General features: G+C 68.6%; 13 protein-coding genes and 1 tRNA gene. 5 read left to right on the top strand and 9 right to left on the bottom strand.

Features of this window, described 5'->3' with window-relative positions:
* Nucleotides 1–74: 74 nt before the first annotated feature.
* Nucleotides 75–4259 carry an ATP-dependent RNA helicase HrpA gene (gene hrpA, locus DIE11_RS06185; protein WP_124622285.1) on the bottom strand — a complete coding sequence of 1395 codons (4185 nt, stop codon included), beginning with the start codon at nt 4257–4259 and terminating at the stop codon, nt 75–77.
* Between the two features lie 23 nt (nt 4260–4282).
* On the opposite strand from hrpA, the gene argA reads away from it, so the two are divergent.
* Nucleotides 4283–5662, top strand: coding sequence for an amino-acid N-acetyltransferase (argA, locus tag DIE11_RS06180; RefSeq protein ID WP_044847668.1), 1380 nt, complete (start codon nt 4283–4285; stop codon nt 5660–5662).
* A gap of 53 nt (nt 5663–5715) precedes the next feature.
* On the top strand, nt 5716–5991 hold the full coding sequence (locus DIE11_RS06175) for an oxidative damage protection protein (protein ID WP_006478357.1): 276 nt from the start codon (nt 5716–5718) through the stop codon (nt 5989–5991).
* A 170-nt stretch (nt 5992–6161) separates the two neighbouring features.
* Here the strand turns inward: DIE11_RS06175 and DIE11_RS06170 are convergent, their stop codons facing one another.
* From DIE11_RS06170 to DIE11_RS06160, 3 genes are all read right to left on the bottom strand, one after another.
* On the bottom strand, nt 6162–7574 hold the full coding sequence (locus DIE11_RS06170; protein WP_124622283.1) for an MFS transporter: 1413 nt from the start codon (nt 7572–7574) through the stop codon (nt 6162–6164).
* 176 nt (nt 7575–7750) lie between these two features.
* Nucleotides 7751–8953, bottom strand: coding sequence for a CaiB/BaiF CoA-transferase family protein (locus DIE11_RS06165; protein WP_124622679.1), 1203 nt, complete (start codon nt 8951–8953; stop codon nt 7751–7753).
* A 14-nt stretch (nt 8954–8967) separates the two neighbouring features.
* On the bottom strand, nt 8968–10722 hold the full coding sequence (locus DIE11_RS06160) for an acyl-CoA dehydrogenase family protein (protein ID WP_124622281.1): 1755 nt from the start codon (nt 10720–10722) through the stop codon (nt 8968–8970).
* Between the two features lie 173 nt (nt 10723–10895).
* On the opposite strand from DIE11_RS06160, the gene DIE11_RS06155 reads away from it, so the two are divergent.
* Nucleotides 10896–11798, top strand: a complete 903-nt coding sequence (locus DIE11_RS06155) for a LysR family transcriptional regulator (RefSeq protein ID WP_059608433.1) — start codon at nt 10896–10898, stop codon at nt 11796–11798.
* Nucleotides 11799–11819: 21 nt separating this feature from the next.
* Here the strand turns inward: DIE11_RS06155 and DIE11_RS06150 are convergent, their stop codons facing one another.
* The 4 genes from DIE11_RS06150 to DIE11_RS06135 form a co-directional block, all read right to left on the bottom strand.
* On the bottom strand, nt 11820–13238 hold the full coding sequence (locus tag DIE11_RS06150) for an amino acid permease (protein ID WP_059608434.1): 1419 nt from the start codon (nt 13236–13238) through the stop codon (nt 11820–11822).
* 92 nt (nt 13239–13330) lie between these two features.
* Nucleotides 13331–14398 carry a porin gene (locus tag DIE11_RS06145; RefSeq protein WP_226115657.1) on the bottom strand — a complete coding sequence of 356 codons (1068 nt, stop codon included), beginning with the start codon at nt 14396–14398 and terminating at the stop codon, nt 13331–13333.
* A 102-nt stretch (nt 14399–14500) separates the two neighbouring features.
* The gene (locus DIE11_RS06140) at nt 14501–14887 is read right to left on the bottom strand and encodes a RidA family protein (RefSeq protein ID WP_124622277.1); all 387 of its coding nucleotides are present in this window, start codon (nt 14885–14887) and stop codon (nt 14501–14503) included.
* A gap of 30 nt (nt 14888–14917) precedes the next feature.
* Nucleotides 14918–16132 (bottom strand): amino acid aminotransferase, encoded by a 1215-nt coding sequence (locus tag DIE11_RS06135; RefSeq protein ID WP_124622677.1) that lies wholly within the window; start codon nt 16130–16132, stop codon nt 14918–14920.
* 191 nt (nt 16133–16323) lie between these two features.
* On the opposite strand from DIE11_RS06135, the gene DIE11_RS06130 reads away from it, so the two are divergent.
* Together DIE11_RS06130 and DIE11_RS06125 are read left to right on the top strand one after the other, a co-directional pair.
* Nucleotides 16324–16806, top strand: a complete 483-nt coding sequence (locus tag DIE11_RS06130; RefSeq protein ID WP_124622276.1) for an Lrp/AsnC family transcriptional regulator — start codon at nt 16324–16326, stop codon at nt 16804–16806.
* Between the two features lie 83 nt (nt 16807–16889).
* Nucleotides 16890–16964: transfer RNA gene (locus tag DIE11_RS06125), tRNA-Val, on the top strand.
* A gap of 160 nt (nt 16965–17124) precedes the next feature.
* Here DIE11_RS06125 and DIE11_RS06120 read toward each other — a convergent pair.
* On the bottom strand, nt 17125–17527 hold a 403-nt coding region (locus DIE11_RS06120; RefSeq protein ID WP_124622273.1), incomplete at its 5' end, for an aminotransferase class III-fold pyridoxal phosphate-dependent enzyme.

Here is a 17527-nt window from a genome sequence, read left to right as displayed (position 1 = left end):
CGGCTGCCATGCGGCCGGCGCCTTGGAGCGGCCGGGACCTGCAACCGGTGCGGGCCCGGCCGATCGCCGTTGCACTAGCGCTGCATCGACTCCCACACCTTGTGCAGACGCTTGACAGAGACAGGCATCGGCGTGCGCAGTTCCTGCGCGAACAGCGAAATTCGCAGCTCCTCCAGCAGCCAGCGGAATTCCGCGAGGCGTGGATCGGCGACGCCGCCGCGCTGCGACACCGCGCGCTGATACTGCTGGACGAGCGGCAGCAGCTCGCCGGACTGCTTCGCGTCGCGCGCCGGGTCGGCCTTCAGCTTGTCGATCCGCAGCGCGATGCCCTTCAGGTAGCGCGGGAAGTGTGCAAGCTGCACGTAAGGCGTGTCGATCACGAAGCGCTTGCCGACCAGCGCAGCGAGCTGCTGCTGCAGATCGGCGTGAGCCTGCGCGAACGGCTTCGCCTGCGCGAGCTTCTTCGCAAGCCCCGCATACTCGGCGAGGATCTGCCCGACGAGCCGCGCGATCTCCTGCGCGAGCAGGTTCAGGCGGCTCCGGCCCTCGTCGCGGCGCGCGTGGAAGCTCGCGTCGTCGTCGGGCAGCGGATCCTGAAGGCACGCGCGGTCGAGCGCCGTGTCGATCAGCTGGTCGCGCAACTCGTCCTGCGTGCCGAGCGACATGTACTGCATCGCCATCTCGCGCAGCCCCGGCAGGTTCTTCTCGAGGAACTTGATCGGCTCCTTCAGCTGCAGCGCGAACAGTCGCCGCAAACCGGCCCGGTGGATCCGCGCGGCCTCCTCCGGCGAGTCGAACACCTCGACGTCGCAATGCGTGCCGCGATCGACGAGCGCGGGATAGCCGTACAGTGTCTGGCCACGGCGGCGGATCTCCAGCAGCTCGGGGAGCTTGCCGAAGTTCCACGTCGTCAGGTTCTCGTACAGCGCGGTCGCGCCGGCTTCCGCCGGGGCGGCCGTGTCCGGCGCCGCGCCCTTGCCCGGCTTGCCGCCCTTCGCCGCCGAACCCGGCACCGCGGCGAGCGCGGGCGCGTCACCCGCATCGCCCTCGCCCGCTTCGCCGCCAGGCGCGATCGTCGATGCCGCCGCGATCTTCTGGAACTGCTGCTGCGCCTGCGCGCCGAGCTCCTGGCGCAGTTGCGCGAGATTGCGCCCCATCGCGAGCTGGCGGCCGTGCTCGTCGATCACCTTGAAGTTCATGAACAGGTGCGCGGGCAACGTCTCGAGCTTGAAGTCGGCCGTCTTCATCGCGACCTGGGTCTCGCCGCGCACGTCGGCGATCAGCGCCTCGACGAGGCCGCCCGCGCCGAAGCGCTCGCGGCCCGTCCGCTCGACGAAGCCGGCCGCGTATTCGGGCAGCGGCACGCAGTGCCGGCGCAGCTTCTGCGGCAGCGACTTCAGGAGCAACTGCACCTTTTCCTTCAGCATCCCCGGCACAAGCCATTCGCAGCGGCGCGCGTCGACCTGGTTCAGTGCGTACAGCGGCACCGCGAGCGTCACGCCGTCGCGCGGCGTGCCTGGCTCGAAATGGTACGTGAGCGCCATCTCGACACCGGCCATCGTCGCGCGCTTCGGGAACAGCTCGGTCGTCACGCCGGCCGCCTCGTGGCGCATCAGGTCGTCGCGCGACAGGTACAGCAGGCGCTGCTTCTCCTCTGCCTGACCGCCCTTCTTCGCCTCGTCGCGATACCAGCGCTCGAACGCGGCCCCCGTGTGGATTCCCTCCGGAATCGCCTGGTCGTAGTACGCGTAGATCAGCTCGTCGTCGACCAGCACGTCCTGGCGGCGCGACTTGTGCTCGAGCTGCTCGATGTCGGCGAGCAGCTTGCGGTTGTGTGCGAAGAACGGCAGCTTCGTGTCGAACTCGCCCTCGACCAGCGCGCCGCGGATGAACAGCTCTCGCGCCCGCGCCGGATCCTGCTTGCCGAACGCGACGCGCCGGCGGTGGTAGATCGGCAGCCCGTACAGCGTCGCGCGCTCGAACGCGCTGACCTGCGCGGGACGCTTTTCCCAGTGCGGCTCCGACAGCGATTTCTTCAAGAGGTGCGCGCCGATCTTCTCGACCCACTCCGGCTCGATCTTCGCGAGACAGCGCGCATACAGCCGGCTCGTCTCGACGAGTTCGGCCGCCATCACCCAGCGGCCGGCCTTCTTCGCGAGCGCCGAACCCGGCCACAGGTAGAACTTGATCCCGCGCGCACCGAGGTAGTGCGGATCGTCGTCGGCCTTCATGCCGAGGTTGCCGAGCAGGCCCGTCAACAGGGCCAGATGGACCTGTTCATAGGTCGCTTCGACCTCGTTGAGCCGCCAGCCGTGCTCACGCACGACCGTCAGCAGCTGCGAATGGACGTCGCGCCATTCGCGCAGCCGCAGGTGCGACAGGAAGTTCTGCCGGCACGCGTCGACCAGCTGGCGGTTCGACTTCTTGTGCGCGACGGCTTCTTCGAACCACGCCCAGATCTTCAGCCACTGCAGGAATTCGGAGCGCTCGTCGGCGAACCGGCGGTGCGCCTGGTCGGCCTGCTCCTGCGCCTCGATCGGACGGTCGCGCGGGTCCTGCACGGACAGCGCGCTCGCGATGATCAGCACCTCGCGCAGCGACTGCTGGTCGCGCGCGGCGAGAATCATCCGGCCGACGCGCGGATCGAGCGGCAGCCGCGCGAGTTCGCGGCCGAGCGGCGTCAGCGCGTTGTCGTCGTCGACCGCGCCGAGTTCGTTGAGCAGCTGGTAGCCGTCCGCGATCGCGCGGCCGGGCGGCGGCTCGAGGAACGGGAACGATTCGATCGCCGTCAGGTGCAGCGACTTCATCCGCAGGATCACCGACGCGAGCGACGAGCGCAGGATTTCCGGATCGGTGAAACGCGCGCGCGCCTGGTAGTCGCTTTCCTCGTACAAGCGGATGCAGACGCCGTCGGCCACCCGGCCGCAGCGGCCCGCGCGCTGGTTCGCGGCGGCCTGCGAGATCGACTCCACCTGCAACTGCTCGACCTTGTTCCGGTACGAATAGCGCTTCACCCGCGCGAGACCGGTGTCGACGACGTAGCGGATGCCCGGCACCGTCAGCGACGTTTCGGCCACGTTGGTCGCGAGCACGATGCGGCGTGCGTTCGACGCCTTGAACACCTTGTCCTGGTCGGCCGCCGACAGCCGCGCGAACAGCGGCAGGATCTCGGTATGCGGCGGATGATGCTTGCGCAGCGCCTCGGCCGCCTCGCGGATCTCGCGCTCGCCGGGCAGGAACACCAGCACGTCGCCGGGGCCTTCGCGGCACAGTTCGTCGACCGCGTCGACGATCGCGTCCATCAGGTCGCGTTCGGCCTCGCGCGCGGTCTTCACGCGATCGCGGCCGCCCGTGCCTTCGGCGTTCTTCACGGCCGGGCGATCCTCGGCCACCGGCCGGTAGCGCATCTCGACCGGATACAGCCGCCCGCTCACCTCGATCACGGGCGCTGGGCGCTCGTCGGTGCCGAAATGGCGCGCGAAGCGGTCGGCGTCGATCGTCGCGGACGTGACGATCAGCTTCAGGTCCGGCCGCCTCGGCAGGATTTCCTTCAGGTAGCCGAGCAGGAAGTCGATGTTCAGGCTGCGCTCGTGCGCCTCGTCGATGATCAGCGTGTCGTACGCCTTCAACAGCGGATCGGTCTGCGTCTCGGCGAGCAGGATCCCGTCCGTCATCAGCTTGACGGACGCGCCCGGCGCGAGATTGTCGGTGAAGCGCACCTTGTAGCCGACCACCTCGCCGAACGGCGTGCCGAGCTCCTCGGCGATCCGCCGGCCGGTCGACGACGCGGCCAGGCGCCGCGGCTGCGTATGGCCGATCAGCCCGGTGCCGCCGGCGCCGAGGCCGCGGCCGAGATCGAGACAGATTTTCGGCAGCTGGGTGGTCTTGCCCGAACCCGTTTCACCGCAGACGATGACAACCTGATGACCGGCGATCGCGCGCGCGATTTCGTCGCGCTTGCCCGACACGGGCAGGCTTTCGGGGTAGGTGATCGGCGGAACGGGATTGGGCGCGACGGCGGCGCGCGGCGGACGTTCGCGGCGCGGCGCGCGCTCGCCGGCGGCCTGTGGTGCGCCCTGCGGGGCCGGCTGGCCCGGTTCGCGGCGCCGCTCGTCGCCGCGCGGCGGCTGACCCGCCCGCTGTTGCTGCTGGCGCGCCGGCTGGCCCTGCTGCTGGCGCGCATCGGCCGCACCCTCCGGGTGCCGGGCCGACGGCGCTTTGGCCCGCGTCGGCGCGGGACTTTTAGGTACATTCGACATGGGGGCGCATTATAATCCCGCCCATGAATTCCCAAACCGACCTCCCACCCGCCCAGACCGGCGCCGCGACGCCGCCGGCCGCCGACGATTCGGCCGCCAGCCACGCGCAGTTCGTCGACTGGATGCGCTCCGTCGCGCCCTATATCCACAAGTTCCGCAACAGCACGTTCGTCGTGGGGTTCGGCGGCGAGGTGGTGCAGCAGGGGCTGCTGAACGCGCTCGTGTCCGACATCGCGCTCTTGCAGGCGATGGGCATCCAGATCGTGCTCGTGCACGGCTCGCGGCCGCAGGTCGAGGAGCAGCTGAGCCTGCACGGTGTCGAATCCGAGTTTTCGCACGGGCTGCGCATCACCGATGCGCGCGCGCTCGAATCCGCGAAGGAAGCGGCCGGCGAAGTGCGTCTCGACATCGAGGCCGCGATCAGCCAGGGGCTGCCGAACTCGCCGATGGCGCACGCGCACATCAGCGTCGTGTCCGGCAACTTCGTGACCGCACGGCCCGTGGGGATTCTCGACGGGGTCGATTTCGCGCACACGGGCATCGTGCGCAAGATCGACGCCGAATCGATCCGTCATTCGCTCGCGAGCCGCAAGCTCGTGCTGCTGTCGCCGCTCGGCTTCTCGCCGACCGGCGAGGCGTTCAACCTGTCGATGGAAGACGTCGCGTCGGCCGCCGCGATCGCGCTGCGCGCCGACAAGATCATCTTCCTGACCGAAGCGCCCGGCATCGTCGACGACGAAGGCGGGCTGATCCGCGAAATGTCGCTCGACGCGGCCGCCGAGCTGCTCGATTCCGGCAACATCCAGGGCGACGATGCGTTCTTCCTGAAGCACTCGATCCGTGCATGCCGCGGCGGCGTGACCCGCGCCCACCTGATTCCGCAGTCGCTCGACGGCAGCATGCTGCTCGAACTGTTCCTGCACGACGGCGTCGGCACGATGATCTCGTACGAGAACCTCGAGAGCCTGCGCGAAGCGACGCCGGACGACGTCGGCGGCATCCTGTCGCTGATCGAGCCGCTCGAGTCGGACGGCACGCTGGTGCGGCGCGGCCGCCACCAGATCGAACGCGACATCGACCACTTCTCGGTGATCGAGCACGATGGCGTGCTGTTCGGCTGCGCAGCGCTGTACCCGTACCAGCAGGAGAAGATCGGCGAGATGGCGTGCCTGACGGTCGCGCCGGAAGCACAGGGCTCGGGCGACGGCGAACGCCTGCTCAAGCGCATCGAGCAGCGCGCCCGCGCGCGCGGCCTCACGCACATCTTCGTGCTCACGACGCGCACCGAGCACTGGTTCCTCAAGCGCGGCTTCGTCAAGGTCAGCGTCGATGACCTGCCGGAAGACCGTCGCAAACTCTATAACTGGCAGCGCAAGTCGCTCGTGCTGATGAAGCAGCTCTGAGCGCAGGCACGACTGCCCTTCCCCCCAGACACCGATTACAGGAGAAGTACACGATGGCTCGAATGATCCAATGCGCGAAGCTCGGCAAGGAAGCCGAAGGCCTCGATTTCCCGCCGCTGCCGGGCGAACTCGGCAAGCGCATTTACGAGAGCGTCTCGAAGGAAGCGTGGCAAGGCTGGCTGAAGCAGCAGACGATGCTGATCAACGAAAACCGCCTGAACATGGCCGACCCGCGCGCGCGCCAGTACCTGATGAAGCAGACCGAGAAGTACTTCTTCGGCGACGGCGCGGACCAGGCGTCCGGCTACGTGCCGCCGACGGAAGGCTGAAGCACCGCGAATCGCGCAGGCCGGTCGCACCGGCAGCGACGAGAAGCCAAGCAAACGGCACCGTGTATCGCACGGTGCCGTTTGCTTTTGGGAGGGCGGAATCGGGTCGATGCGATCCGGCCGGCGCGTTCGCTGCCGCCGAATCGGCACGTCACGCCGGCCCGGCGGATTCAACCCGCCGGTTTCAACGCACTGCGGTCGCCCGCCTGCGCGGTCTCGCCGGCCGGACTTTCAGCGCTCGCGCCTTCGGTGCCCCATTCGGCCGCGTCGCTGCGCTCGGCGCTCGACAGCTCGTCCGCGCGATACCCGGTGCGATTCAGCAGCGCCAGCATGCACGCGAGCGACACGAGCGCGTACAGCCCCGATGCGATCGCGACGCCGACGATGCTGCCCGTCGCATTGAGGATCGCCTGCGCGAGCACCGGCGTGCCGCCGCCGACGACGAGCGCGCTCAACTGATACGCGAGAGACAGGCCCGTATAGCGGATATTGGCCGGAAACACGCGCGCGAGCACGCCGCCGACCGCGCCGTAGAACATCGCCGACGGAATCGTCGAGATGCACATGCCCGCGACGGCGACCCAGTACGAACGCGTCGCGAGCGCATGGAACATCACGGGCATCAGCACGATCTCGGGAATCAGGATCCAGCACATCGCGCGCCGCATGTCGACCTTCGACACGAACCACGCGCCGACCGGCTGCATCAGGAACTGCACGACGAGCGAGATCGACAGGATGCCGAGGAACGTGCCCTGCGCGTAGCCGAGCTCCTTCGTCGCCCACGACAGCGCGAACGTGCTGCGGAAATACGTGACGTTGATCACCGGCAGCGTGCCGGCCGCGAGCAGCACGACGGGCCAGTGGTCGCGCACGACGTCGCGCAGCGGCAGCTTCACCGTGCGCTTGCGCGCGAGCACGCGCTGCATGTCGATCGACTCCTCGAGCCGCAGCCGGATCACCATGCCGATGATCACGAGCACGGCCGACAGCAGGAACGGAATGCGCCAGCCCCACATCAGGAACGACGGCGTCGGCAGCGCGCTCAGCGCGAAGAACGCGGCGGTGGCGAGCAGGTTGCCGGTGGGCGAGCCCTGCTGCGCGAACGCCGCATAGAGGATGCTGCGATGCTTCGGCGCATTCTCGCTCGCGATCAGCACCGCGCCGCCCCACTCGCCGCCGACCGCGATGCCCTGCAGCACGCGCAGCACGACGAGGCCCGCGGGCGCCCACACGCCGATCGACGCATAGCCGGGCAACAGGCCGATGCCCGTCGTCGCGAGCCCCATCATCACCAGCGTGATCACGAGCGCCGTCTTGCGGCCGACGCGGTCGCCGAGATGCCCGAATACGATGCCGCCGAGCGGCCGCGCGGCGAAGCCGGCCCAGAACGTGACGAACGCGAGCAGCGTCGCGACGCCCGGATCCATCGTGCGGGAAAAGAACACCTTGCCGAACACGAGCGCCGCGGCCGTGCCGTAGATGTAGAAGTCGTACCACTCGATAGTGGTGCCGACGAACGCCGCGAGGGCGGCACGGCCGGGCCGCGGCTGCGCGGCGGATGGGGATTGCGGACGGCTCATCGATGTCTCCATGTTCGTGATCGGCGGCGCGACTGTCGCGCGCCTTGCCGGATGGCCGGCCTTGCGCCGCCGGCTGGCGGTGGTGCTTTACTGCGCTTTGAGTTGCCTTGCGTTGCGCTGCTTTTCCCTGCGATACGTCGGCCGAGGATGCTCGCGTGCGAGCGCCACCCGGCCGGTCACGCCGGGTCCGGCGCGACCTTCAGCACGCCGGCGTCGAGCAGTTGCTGCTGGAGCGCGGGATCGACGCCGAGGCGGTCGAGCACCGCGCGCGTGTCGCGGCCGAGCGCGGGTGGCGGCGAACGATAGGTCGCCGGCGTGCGCGACAGCTTCACCGGCGAGGCGGTGCCGCGATATGCGCCGATCTCGACGAACAACGCGCGGTGCAGCGCATGCGGGTCGCGCGCGACATCGGCGACCGTGCGCACCGGCCCGCACGGTACGCCCGCCGCCATCAGGTCGCGCGCCAGCGGCTCGCACGGATGGGCGGCGAGCCGTGCCTCGAGCTCGACCTTCAGCTCGAGCCGGTGCGCGCAGCGGCTGCGGTTGTCGGCGAAGCGCGGATCGCCCGCGAGCGCCGGCGCGCCGAGATACGCGACGAGGCGCGCGAACTGCCGGTCGTTGCCGACCGCGAGAAAGATCGGCACCGTCGCCGTGCGGTAGCTGTCGTACGGCGCGATGTTCGGATGCGCGTTGCCGCTGCGCTCGGGCACGCGCCCCGATCCGAAGAAGTTCGGCAAGTGCGGATGCAGCAGCGACACGCCGCAGTCGTACAGCGCGATGTCGATCGACTGCCCCAGCCCGCTCTTCTCGCGCTCCGCGAGCGCCAGCAGGATGCCGGCAAGCGCGTTGAGCCCCGTGACCATGTCGACGATCGGCAACCCGATGCGCATCGCGTCGCCGTCGCGCTCGCCATTGACGCTCATCAGCCCGGCCATCGCCTGGATCACCGCGTCGTAGCCGGGCAACCCGCCGAGCGGGCCGTCCTCGCCGAAGCCCGTCACCGCGCAGTGGATCAGGCGCGGGAAACGCGGCTGCAGGTCGCGCGCATAGTCCATCCCCCAGCGCGCGAGCGTGCCTGGCTTGAAGTTCTCGACGAGCACGTCGGCGTCCTCCAGCAGGCGCCACAGGATCGCGCGCCCTTCGTCGCGGGACAGGTCGAGCGCGAGCCCTTCCTTGTTGCGGTTCACGCCCATGAAGTACCACGCGGTGTCGCCGAGGAACGGCGGCCCCCAGCCGCGCGTCTCGTCGCCGCCCGGCGGCTCGATCTTGATCACCGTCGCGCCGTGATCGGCGAGCGCCTGCGTGCAGTACGGACCGCCGAGAACGCGGCTCAAGTCGACTATCTTCAGGCCGTCAAGTGCGCCGCGCGGCGCGTTCATCGCTTCCATCGCGCTCATCGTTCGACCTCCGGCAGCAGGTCGAGCGCCATGTCGAGCGGCACCGTCGTGCCGCGCAGCAGCGCGTCGAACGCCGCCGCTTCGTCGTCGCGCGACGCCGGTGCGAGCGGGTCGACCGGCAGCAGCTTGTGACGCACGATCAAGTGCGCGAGCGCGAGGCGCCGGTAATCGGGTGCGAGCTGTGCGCCCTCGCACGCCATCAGCACGGCCGCGCTCGCGTAGTAAAGCGCCGACGCAGCCTGCCGCACGCGCGCGTCGTCGCCTTCAGCCGCAACCCGTGCGAGCGCATCGCACGCGCGCACGAGTATGCGCCGCAGCGCCGCGCGGCTCGCGTCGGGCAGCGGCGCCGCGCCGAGCCGGTCGCCGAGGAACGTGCGCAGCGCGTCGAGCGCCTGCTCGCGCTGCGCGGCGCGCGCGACGTCGAGCGCCACGATGTTGCTGGTGCCTTCCCAGATCGAGCCGAGATGCGCGTCGCGCACGAGACGCGCATCGCTCCATTCCTCGATGTAGCCGGTGCCGCCGCGCACCTCCATCGCGTCGCCCGTCACGCGACGCGCATCGCGGCACGCGCGGAACTTGATCAGCGGCGTCAGGATGCGCACGGAGCGCGCGGCCTGCTCGTCGCCCGCGTCGGCCTGCGGCAGCAGCATCGCGATCTGCATGAACATCGCGCGCGCGGCCTCGGCGGGCAGCAGCATCTTCATCAGCTGGCGCTGCATCAGCGGCATCTCGATCAGCTTGCGGCCGAACGCCTCGCGATGCGCGGCGACGTGCAGCGCCTCGTTCAGCGCGCGCCGCATCAGTCCGGCCGCGCGCACGCCGTTCGACAGCCGCGACATGTTGATCATGTCGGCCATCTGGTGGAAACCGCGGCCGATCTCGCCGATCAGGTAAGCCTGCGCGCCTTCGAGCGCGATCTCGCCGCTCGCCATCGAGCGGCTGCCGAGCTTGTCCTTCAGTCGCACGATCCGGTAGCTGTTGCGCGAGCCGTCCGGCAGCGTCTTCGGCAACAGGAACAACGCGAGGCCCTTGATGCCGTCCGGCGCGCCGTCGGGCCGCGCGAGCACCATCGCCAGGTCGGCGTCCGCGTTCGAGCAGAACCACTTGTCGCCGTACAGGCGCCACACCGCCTCGCCCTGCGCGTCGGTTTCGCGCACGGCGCGCGTCGCGATGCGGCCGACGTCGGAACCGGCCGCCTGCTCGGTCATGAACATCGCGCCCTGGAACAGCGTGTCGAAATCGCGCGACGCGAGCATCGGCAGATACTGCTCGACGAGCGCCCGATCCCCGAAACGGCGCAGCGTGCGCGTCAGCGAATCGGTCATGCTGACCGGGCAGCACAGCCCGAATTCCGCCTGCACGAACAGGAACGTCAGCGCGTACTTGACGAGCGGCGCCACCACCTCGGGCCGGTGACTCAGCGCCGCGAGCCCGAGTTCCGAATAGGCGACCCGTTCGAGCGCGACATACGCGGGATCCTTGTCGATCCGCTGCACGGCTTCGCCGCGCCGGTTGCGATGCTCGAGCACGGGCGGATGCTTGTCCGCGCGCGACGCCCACGCGTCGAGTTCGCCCGCCACGCGCGCGCCGAGCGCGTGCAGTTGCGGTTCGAGTTCCGCGTATCGGGCCGCGCCGAGATGCAGCTTCAGCAATGCGCCGAGGTCGGGATCGGCCGTGAAGAAATTGATGCCCCGGCTATCGGGAATGTTGTTGGCCGCGCCGGTGTCCGGCGTGCGAGCGGTGTCGTTCATGCGTGCGTCTCCATGGTGGCCCGGCTGCCGGCCGGTGCCCGCGCCGTGGCGGCGCGGCCGGCGGGTGCCAGACGTTCAGCAGAGCGTAGGCGCGCGATCGATAAGCGTCCAATACAGGATTTATCCGGTACGATAGACGACGCTTATCGATGCCGATGCGGGGAGGAGACACCATGGAACTGAGGCAGTTGCGCTACTTCGTGGCGGTCGCCGAGGAACTGCATTTCGGGCGCGCGGCGAAGCGCCTGTTCATCTCGCAGCCGGCGCTGAGCTTCGACATCCGCAAGTTCGAGGATGCGCTCGGCGTGCAGCTTTTTTCCCGCACCAACAAGACGGTCGCACTGACCAACGCGGGCGCCGTGCTGCTCGGCGAAGCGCGCCGGCTGCTGCTGCAGGCGGCCGAGGCCGAGCGTCTCACGGTGCGCTCGGCGTCCGGTCTCGCCGGCCGGCTGCGGATCGGCTTCGTCCATTCGATGCTGTATCGCGGGCTGCCCGATGCGGTGCGGCGCTTCGAGGCCGACTATCCGAGCGTCGAGATCGTGCTGAGCGAGATGAACACGCAGGCGCAGGTGCAGGCGATCCAGCGCGGCCAGATCGATCTCGGCTACGCGCACTGGGGCCACTGCCCGCCCGAGGTCGAATCGGCGCCCGTCTACGCCGAACCGTTCGTGTGCTGCCTGCCGGCCGCGCATCCGCTCGCGCGGCGCCGGCAGGTCACACTCGCCGCGCTGGCCGCGGAACCGTTCATCCTGTTTCCGCGCGACGCGGCGCCGCACTATCACGACCTGATCATCGCGCAATGCGTGAACGCGGGATTCAGCCCGCTGATCCGTCATGAGGCGCGGCTGTGGCAGACGATCCTGTCGATGATCGAATTCGGGATGGGCATCGCGCTCGTGCCGCGCGTGCTGCAGCAGGTGAAGAGCGACCGGCTCGTGTTCCGGCCGCTGAAGGATGCGTCGCTCGAATCGCGCACGCTGGAGTTGAAGCGCAGCGGCACCGCCGAACCGGTCGCGCTGCGCTTCGCCGACTACGTGCGCGCGTCGATCGACGCGCTGCCCGCGCTCGCGGGCTGAGCAGGCGCCGGCACTTCTCCGCTACTTCGCTTCCGGCTGCAGCACCGGCTGCGCGCGCCGATACCACACCGCGTACACGACGGACAGCGCGAAAAGGAACGGAATGCCGAAGATCAGCGTCATGTGGAATTCGGCCGTGAAGTAGGTCGTCACCATCACCGCGAGCATCAGCGCCGCGCCGAGCAGCGTCAGCAGCGGAAAGCCGCGCATCCGGAACGCGGGCGCCGGCAGGCCGAGCGCCGCGCGACGCCGCCGGAAGCAGTAATGCGTGACGAAGATCATCATCCACGTGAACAGCGCGCCGAACATCGACACCGACATCATGATCGTGAACGACGCGTCCGGATACAGCACGCTCAGGACCGTCGCGAGCGCGATGCCAAGCGTCGACAGCATCAGCGCGCCGAACGGCACACCGCGCGCGTTCACCTCGCCGAGCGCCTTCGGCGCGTGACCCGCGCGCGACAGGCTGAACATCATCCGCGTCGTGATGTAGAGCTGGCTGTTCATCGCGGACAGCGCGGCGATCAGTACGACGAAGTTGATCAGCCCGGCCGCTCCCGGCAGGTGGATCGCCTCCATCACCTTCACGAACGGGCTCTCGTCGCGCCCCGCCGCCGTCCACGGCACGATCGCGAGCATCAGCGCGAGCGTGACGAGGTAGAACAGCACGAGCCGCACGATCGTCGAGCGGAACGCGCGCGTCACCGCACGCTCGGGATCTTCCGCCTCGCCCGCCGCGACCGCGATCATCTCGATGCTCAGGTAGCTGAAGATCGACACGATCACCGCGACCCACATCCCCCACATCCCCTTCGGGAAGAAGCCGCCATGCTCGGTGTAATGGTGGAAGCCCGCGCCGGCCGCGCCGTCGCCGACCAGCGCCGGATTACCGAACACGACGTAAGCGCCCAGCACGATGAAGCCGACGATCGCCGCGATCTTCACGACCGAGAAGCCGTATTCGACCGCGCCGAACACGTCGACGCTGCGCGCGTTGACGAACACGAGCAGCGCCGAGAAGCCGACGATCCACAGCCAGCCCGGCACGCCCGGGAACCAGTACTTCATGTACAAAGCGATCGCGGTGACTTCGGTGCCGACCGCAAGCACGATGCACGCCCAGTACGCATAGCGCACGAGGAACCCGGCCCACGGGCTCACGTAATGTTCGGCGTACGCGCCGAACGACCCGGAGGTCGGGTGCGCGACCGTCATCTCCGCGAGACAGCCCATCAGCAACAGCGAGATGAACGCGCCGATCGCGTAGCTGACGAGCACGCTCGGGCCGGCAAAGCCGATCGCGAACCCGCTGCCGAGAAAGAGACCCGTGCCGATCGCACCGCCGATCGCGATCATCGCCATCTGCCGTGCGGAAAGCGTGCGGCGCAGACCCTGCTCGCGCGCCGCGATGTGCTGGAATTGCCCTTCTGGTTGCATCGAATGACCTCGTTCGAAAGCGTGTGTCCGGTCGAAACGTCGACGGCGCACGGACCGGTGCCGGACCGCACCGGCCACCGCGCGCCGCGTGCTCAGAACATGTGGCGCAAGCCGGCCGCGATACCCGTCTGGTTGCCGCGTCCGGGCATTTCGGTGAACGCGCCGCCGGTCACGCGGTTGTAGTCGACCGTCGCGTAGACCTGCGTGGCCTTCGACAGAGCGTACTCGGCCTCGAGCACGCCCGTATAGCGCTTGCCGCCGTTACCTGCGATGCCGTTGACGTTGCGGATGTCGTCGTAGTACGCGACGCCGGTCACCGACACCGCTGGCGTGACCTTCACGCTCGCACCGGTATAGAAGATCGCGTCGCGGCGCGGATTGTCGGCGAACGAACCGTAGGTCACGTCGCGGCCCGGCGCGTTCAGCAGTTGCCGGTCGAGCATGCCCGTGCGATCGATGCCGCCGAGATAGCCCGCGTACAGCGTCGCCGCGCCGAACGCGTAGCGCGCGCCCGCGCCCCATGCCTGCTGCGCACGGCTGTTCAGGTCGCGCACCTGCTGGTAGGTCGCGCCGACCATGAGCCCGCCGAGCGTGTACGACACGTGCGTACCCCAGTACGCATTCGCGCCGAGGCTGCCCGCGACGCCGCCGAAGCCGTAACTCGCGCCGACGTTCAGCCCGCCGAACGTGCCGTCGTAGCTGACCACGTTGCTCGCACGGCCCTGCGTGAGGAAGTACGGCCACATGTTGGCCGTGTAGTTGCCGACCGTCAGCGGATCGAGATCGCCGAACAGGTTGAACGCCTCGGTCGCCTGCCGGCCGAGCCTCACGGTGCCCCAGTCGCTCGCCAGGCCGACATACGCATAGCGGCCGAACAGCGCGCCGTCGAGCTGCCCGTTCTGCGGCTCGAAGCCGCTCTCGAGCTGGAAGATCGCTTTCAGGCCGCCGCCGAGCGCTTCGCTGCCCTTCAGGCCCCAGCGGCTGTTGGTGATCGCGCCGTTGGTCATCTGCACGCTCGCGTCATTCGACGCGTTCGCATGCGTCGTGTAGCGAATGCTCTGGTCGACGATGCCGTACAGCGTCACGCTGCTCTGCGCCATCGCGCCGCTTGCGGCGAGCAGGCCCGCTATCGTCGGTAGTGCGAATCGATTGATACTCATCTTCTTCGTCTCCATCCTTGTCTGAATATTTGATGTTTGTCGGGGGGGTTGGTGCTTGTCGGTAATCGTGGGTGCTGCAATCGTCGCGAAGTCGCGTGCCGGCTAGCCGCGTGCCGCCGGCAGCGCGACATACGCGACGAGTTCGACGCGCATGTCAGGGTGCGCGAAGCCCTGCACGCCCACGCACGTGCGGTTCGGGTACGGTTCGTGGAAGTGGCGCCGGTATTCGGCATCGAATTCGGGCATCGCCTTCACGTCGGACAGGTAGACGAGCACCTGCGCGACGTCGTCCATCGTCGCGCCCGCCGCCGCGACGGCCTTCGCGAGATTGCCGAGCGTGATGCGCGCCTGCTCGGCCATCGTGTCGCCGGCGATCGCGCCGGACGCATCGACCGGCCCATGGCCGGTAAACATCAGCCCGCCTGCGCGGGTCGCCCACGAGAACGGCTGCGCGAGCTGGGGCAAGTCGACGGGAATGGTGTCTGCCATCGTGTCCTCCTTCGGTTCGGGATCGGCCGCTCAAGCGGCCTGGCGCGACGTGCCGCCGAGCACGTCGGCGATCGCGTTCGCGACGTGGTCGACGTTCGCGTCGTTCAGGCCCGCGATGCACATACGGCCCGAGCGCAGCAGGTAGACGCCGTGTGACGCGCGCAGCCGGTCCACGTCGCCCGCGGCGATGCCCGTGTAGCTGAACATGCCGCGCTGCGTGACGAGCGCATCGAACGCGGGCGCCGGTAGGCGCGCGTCGAGCCGCGCCTTCAGCGCGCCGCGCATCCGCTTGATGCGCGTGCGCACCTGGGCCACCTCGTCTTCCCAGCACGCACGCAGGACGTCGTCGTTCAGCACGGCCGACACGAGCTGCGCGCCGAACAGCGGCGGGCTCGAATAGGTGCGGCGCACGCCGGCCTGCAACTGGCTCAGCACCGTCGCCGCTTCGCCCGCGCTCGCGCAGACGATCGACAGCCCCCCGACGCGCTCGCCGTACAGCGAGAAGTTCTTCGAGAACGAGTTGCTGACGATCGCCGGCAGTCCCGCCTCGACGATCGCGCGCACGGCCCATGCGTCGTCGTCGAGCCCGTCGCCGAAGCCCTGGTACGCCATGTCGAGGAACGGAATCAGTCCGCGGCGCGCGAGCACGTCGATCACCGCGTTCCACGCGTCGCGGCCGAGATCGAGGCCCGTCGGGTTGTGGCAGCACGGCTGCAGCAGCACGATGCTGCGCGCGGGCAGCGCGTCGAGCGCTGCGAGCATCGCGTCGACGCGCAGGTCGTTGCGCGCTGCGTCGTAATACGGATACGTGTGCACGTCGAGGCCGGCCGCCGCGAAGATCACGCGATGGTTGTCCCACGTCGGATCACTGACCCAGATCGCGCTGTCGGGGAAATAGCGCTTCACGAATTCCGCGCCGAGCCGCAGCGCGCCCGAGCCGCCGAGCGTCTGCAGCGTCGCGACGCGCCCTTGCGCGAGCGCCGCGCAGTCGGCGCCGAACACGAGGCGCTGCACGCCCTGCAGATACGCGGCAAGCCCTTCCATCGGCAGGTAGGTATGCGGCGCACCGGCTTCGCGCACGCGCTCGGCCGCGAGACGCGTGCTCTCCAGCACGGGGATGCGGCCCGCGTCGTCGTAGTAGAGACCGATGCTGAGGTTGACCTTGTGCGGATGGGCATCCTGCTGGAACGCCTGGAACAGCGACAGGATCGGGTCGCCCGGATAGGCGGGAATGTGTTCGTACATGATGCAATGACGGTAGGAGTTGAAGGCGGCGATACGGCCGGCGGCGTGACAGCGCGTCAGGCCGTGCGGTCGAGGCATGGGGCGCATGTTATCGAGGACGAAATAGAATGAGCTTCACTTTTCGATGACGAATCGCCGCCATTGCAGTAGAGTCTGCGCTTGTCATCTCAAAAATTACGGGATTCTGCGAAATGAATCTGGATCGAACCGACATGCGAATCCTCCGGCATCTCGAGCGGGACGGACGCATCAGCAATCAGGACCTCGCGAACGCGGTCGCGCTGTCGCCGTCGGCGTGCCTGCGGCGCGTGAAGTTGCTCGAGGAACGCGGCGTCATTTCGGGCTACCGCTGCACGATCGAGCCGAAGAAGGTCGGCGTCGCATTCGAGGCGCTCGTGCATGTGTCGATGCGGCCGGACGTACCCGAATGGCACGACCGGTTCGTGGAGGCGATCCAGCAGTGGCCGGAAGTCATCGCCGCGCAGATCGTGACGGGCGGCTCGAACTACGTGCTGACAGTTCGGGCGCGCGACCTCGACCACTACTCCGACTTCGTGATCAACCGCCTGCACCGCGCGACAGGTGTGATGTCGATCAATTCGAGCATCGTGCTCGCGACGCTCAAGCGCGACGGCTCGATCCTCGATCTCGTCGAACCGTCGACGGCCGGCTGACGAACTGTTTGCACCGGCCTGAAAAATATTTGAAGAAAGTGCTTTACGAACCCGAAAAGCTCTGACATAATTTCAGCTTCTTTGGGCGGTTAGCTCAGCGGTAGAGCACTGCCTTCACACGGCAGGGGTCACTGGTTCGATCCCAGTACCGCCCACCAAAGAATTCAAGGGCCTGCGTCTCACGACGCAGGCCCTTTTCGTTTTGCGGCCGCCTTTCTGCTGCGGCGCGCCTCCCCTGCACGCTTCCTTGCGCTCGCGAACAAGTTCGACGGGCAGCGACGCTTCGACCACATGCAATCGAAGCGTCGCGACGACTGACTACCCTGCCCGCCTCACCCGCTGCGCCGTCGCATCGAACGCGCGCTTCGCCTTGTCGACGATCTCGTCGACCTCCGCCTCCCGGATCACGAGCGGCGGCGACAGCAGCATCCGGTCGCCGGTCGCACGCATGATCAGATTGCCGTTGAAGCAGAAGTCCCGGCAGATCGTGCCGACGTCGACGCTGGCGTCGAACCGCTCGCGCCGCGAGCGATCGCGTGCGAGCTGGACCCCCGCGACCAGCCCCGCCCCCGCGATCTCGCCGACGATCGGATGATCGCCGAGCGCTTCCCGCAGCCGACGCTGGAAATACGGCCCGATGTCACGCTTCACGCGCTCGACGATCCCTTCGTCGCGCAGCAGCTTCAGGTTCGCGACCGCCACCGCCGCCGCGACCGGATGG

Source organism: Burkholderia sp. Bp9012 (assembly GCF_003853825.1).
In the GTDB taxonomy this organism is placed as follows: Bacteria; Pseudomonadota; Gammaproteobacteria; order Burkholderiales; family Burkholderiaceae; genus Burkholderia; species Burkholderia diffusa.
This window is presented reverse-complemented; position numbering and strand designations above follow the sequence as displayed.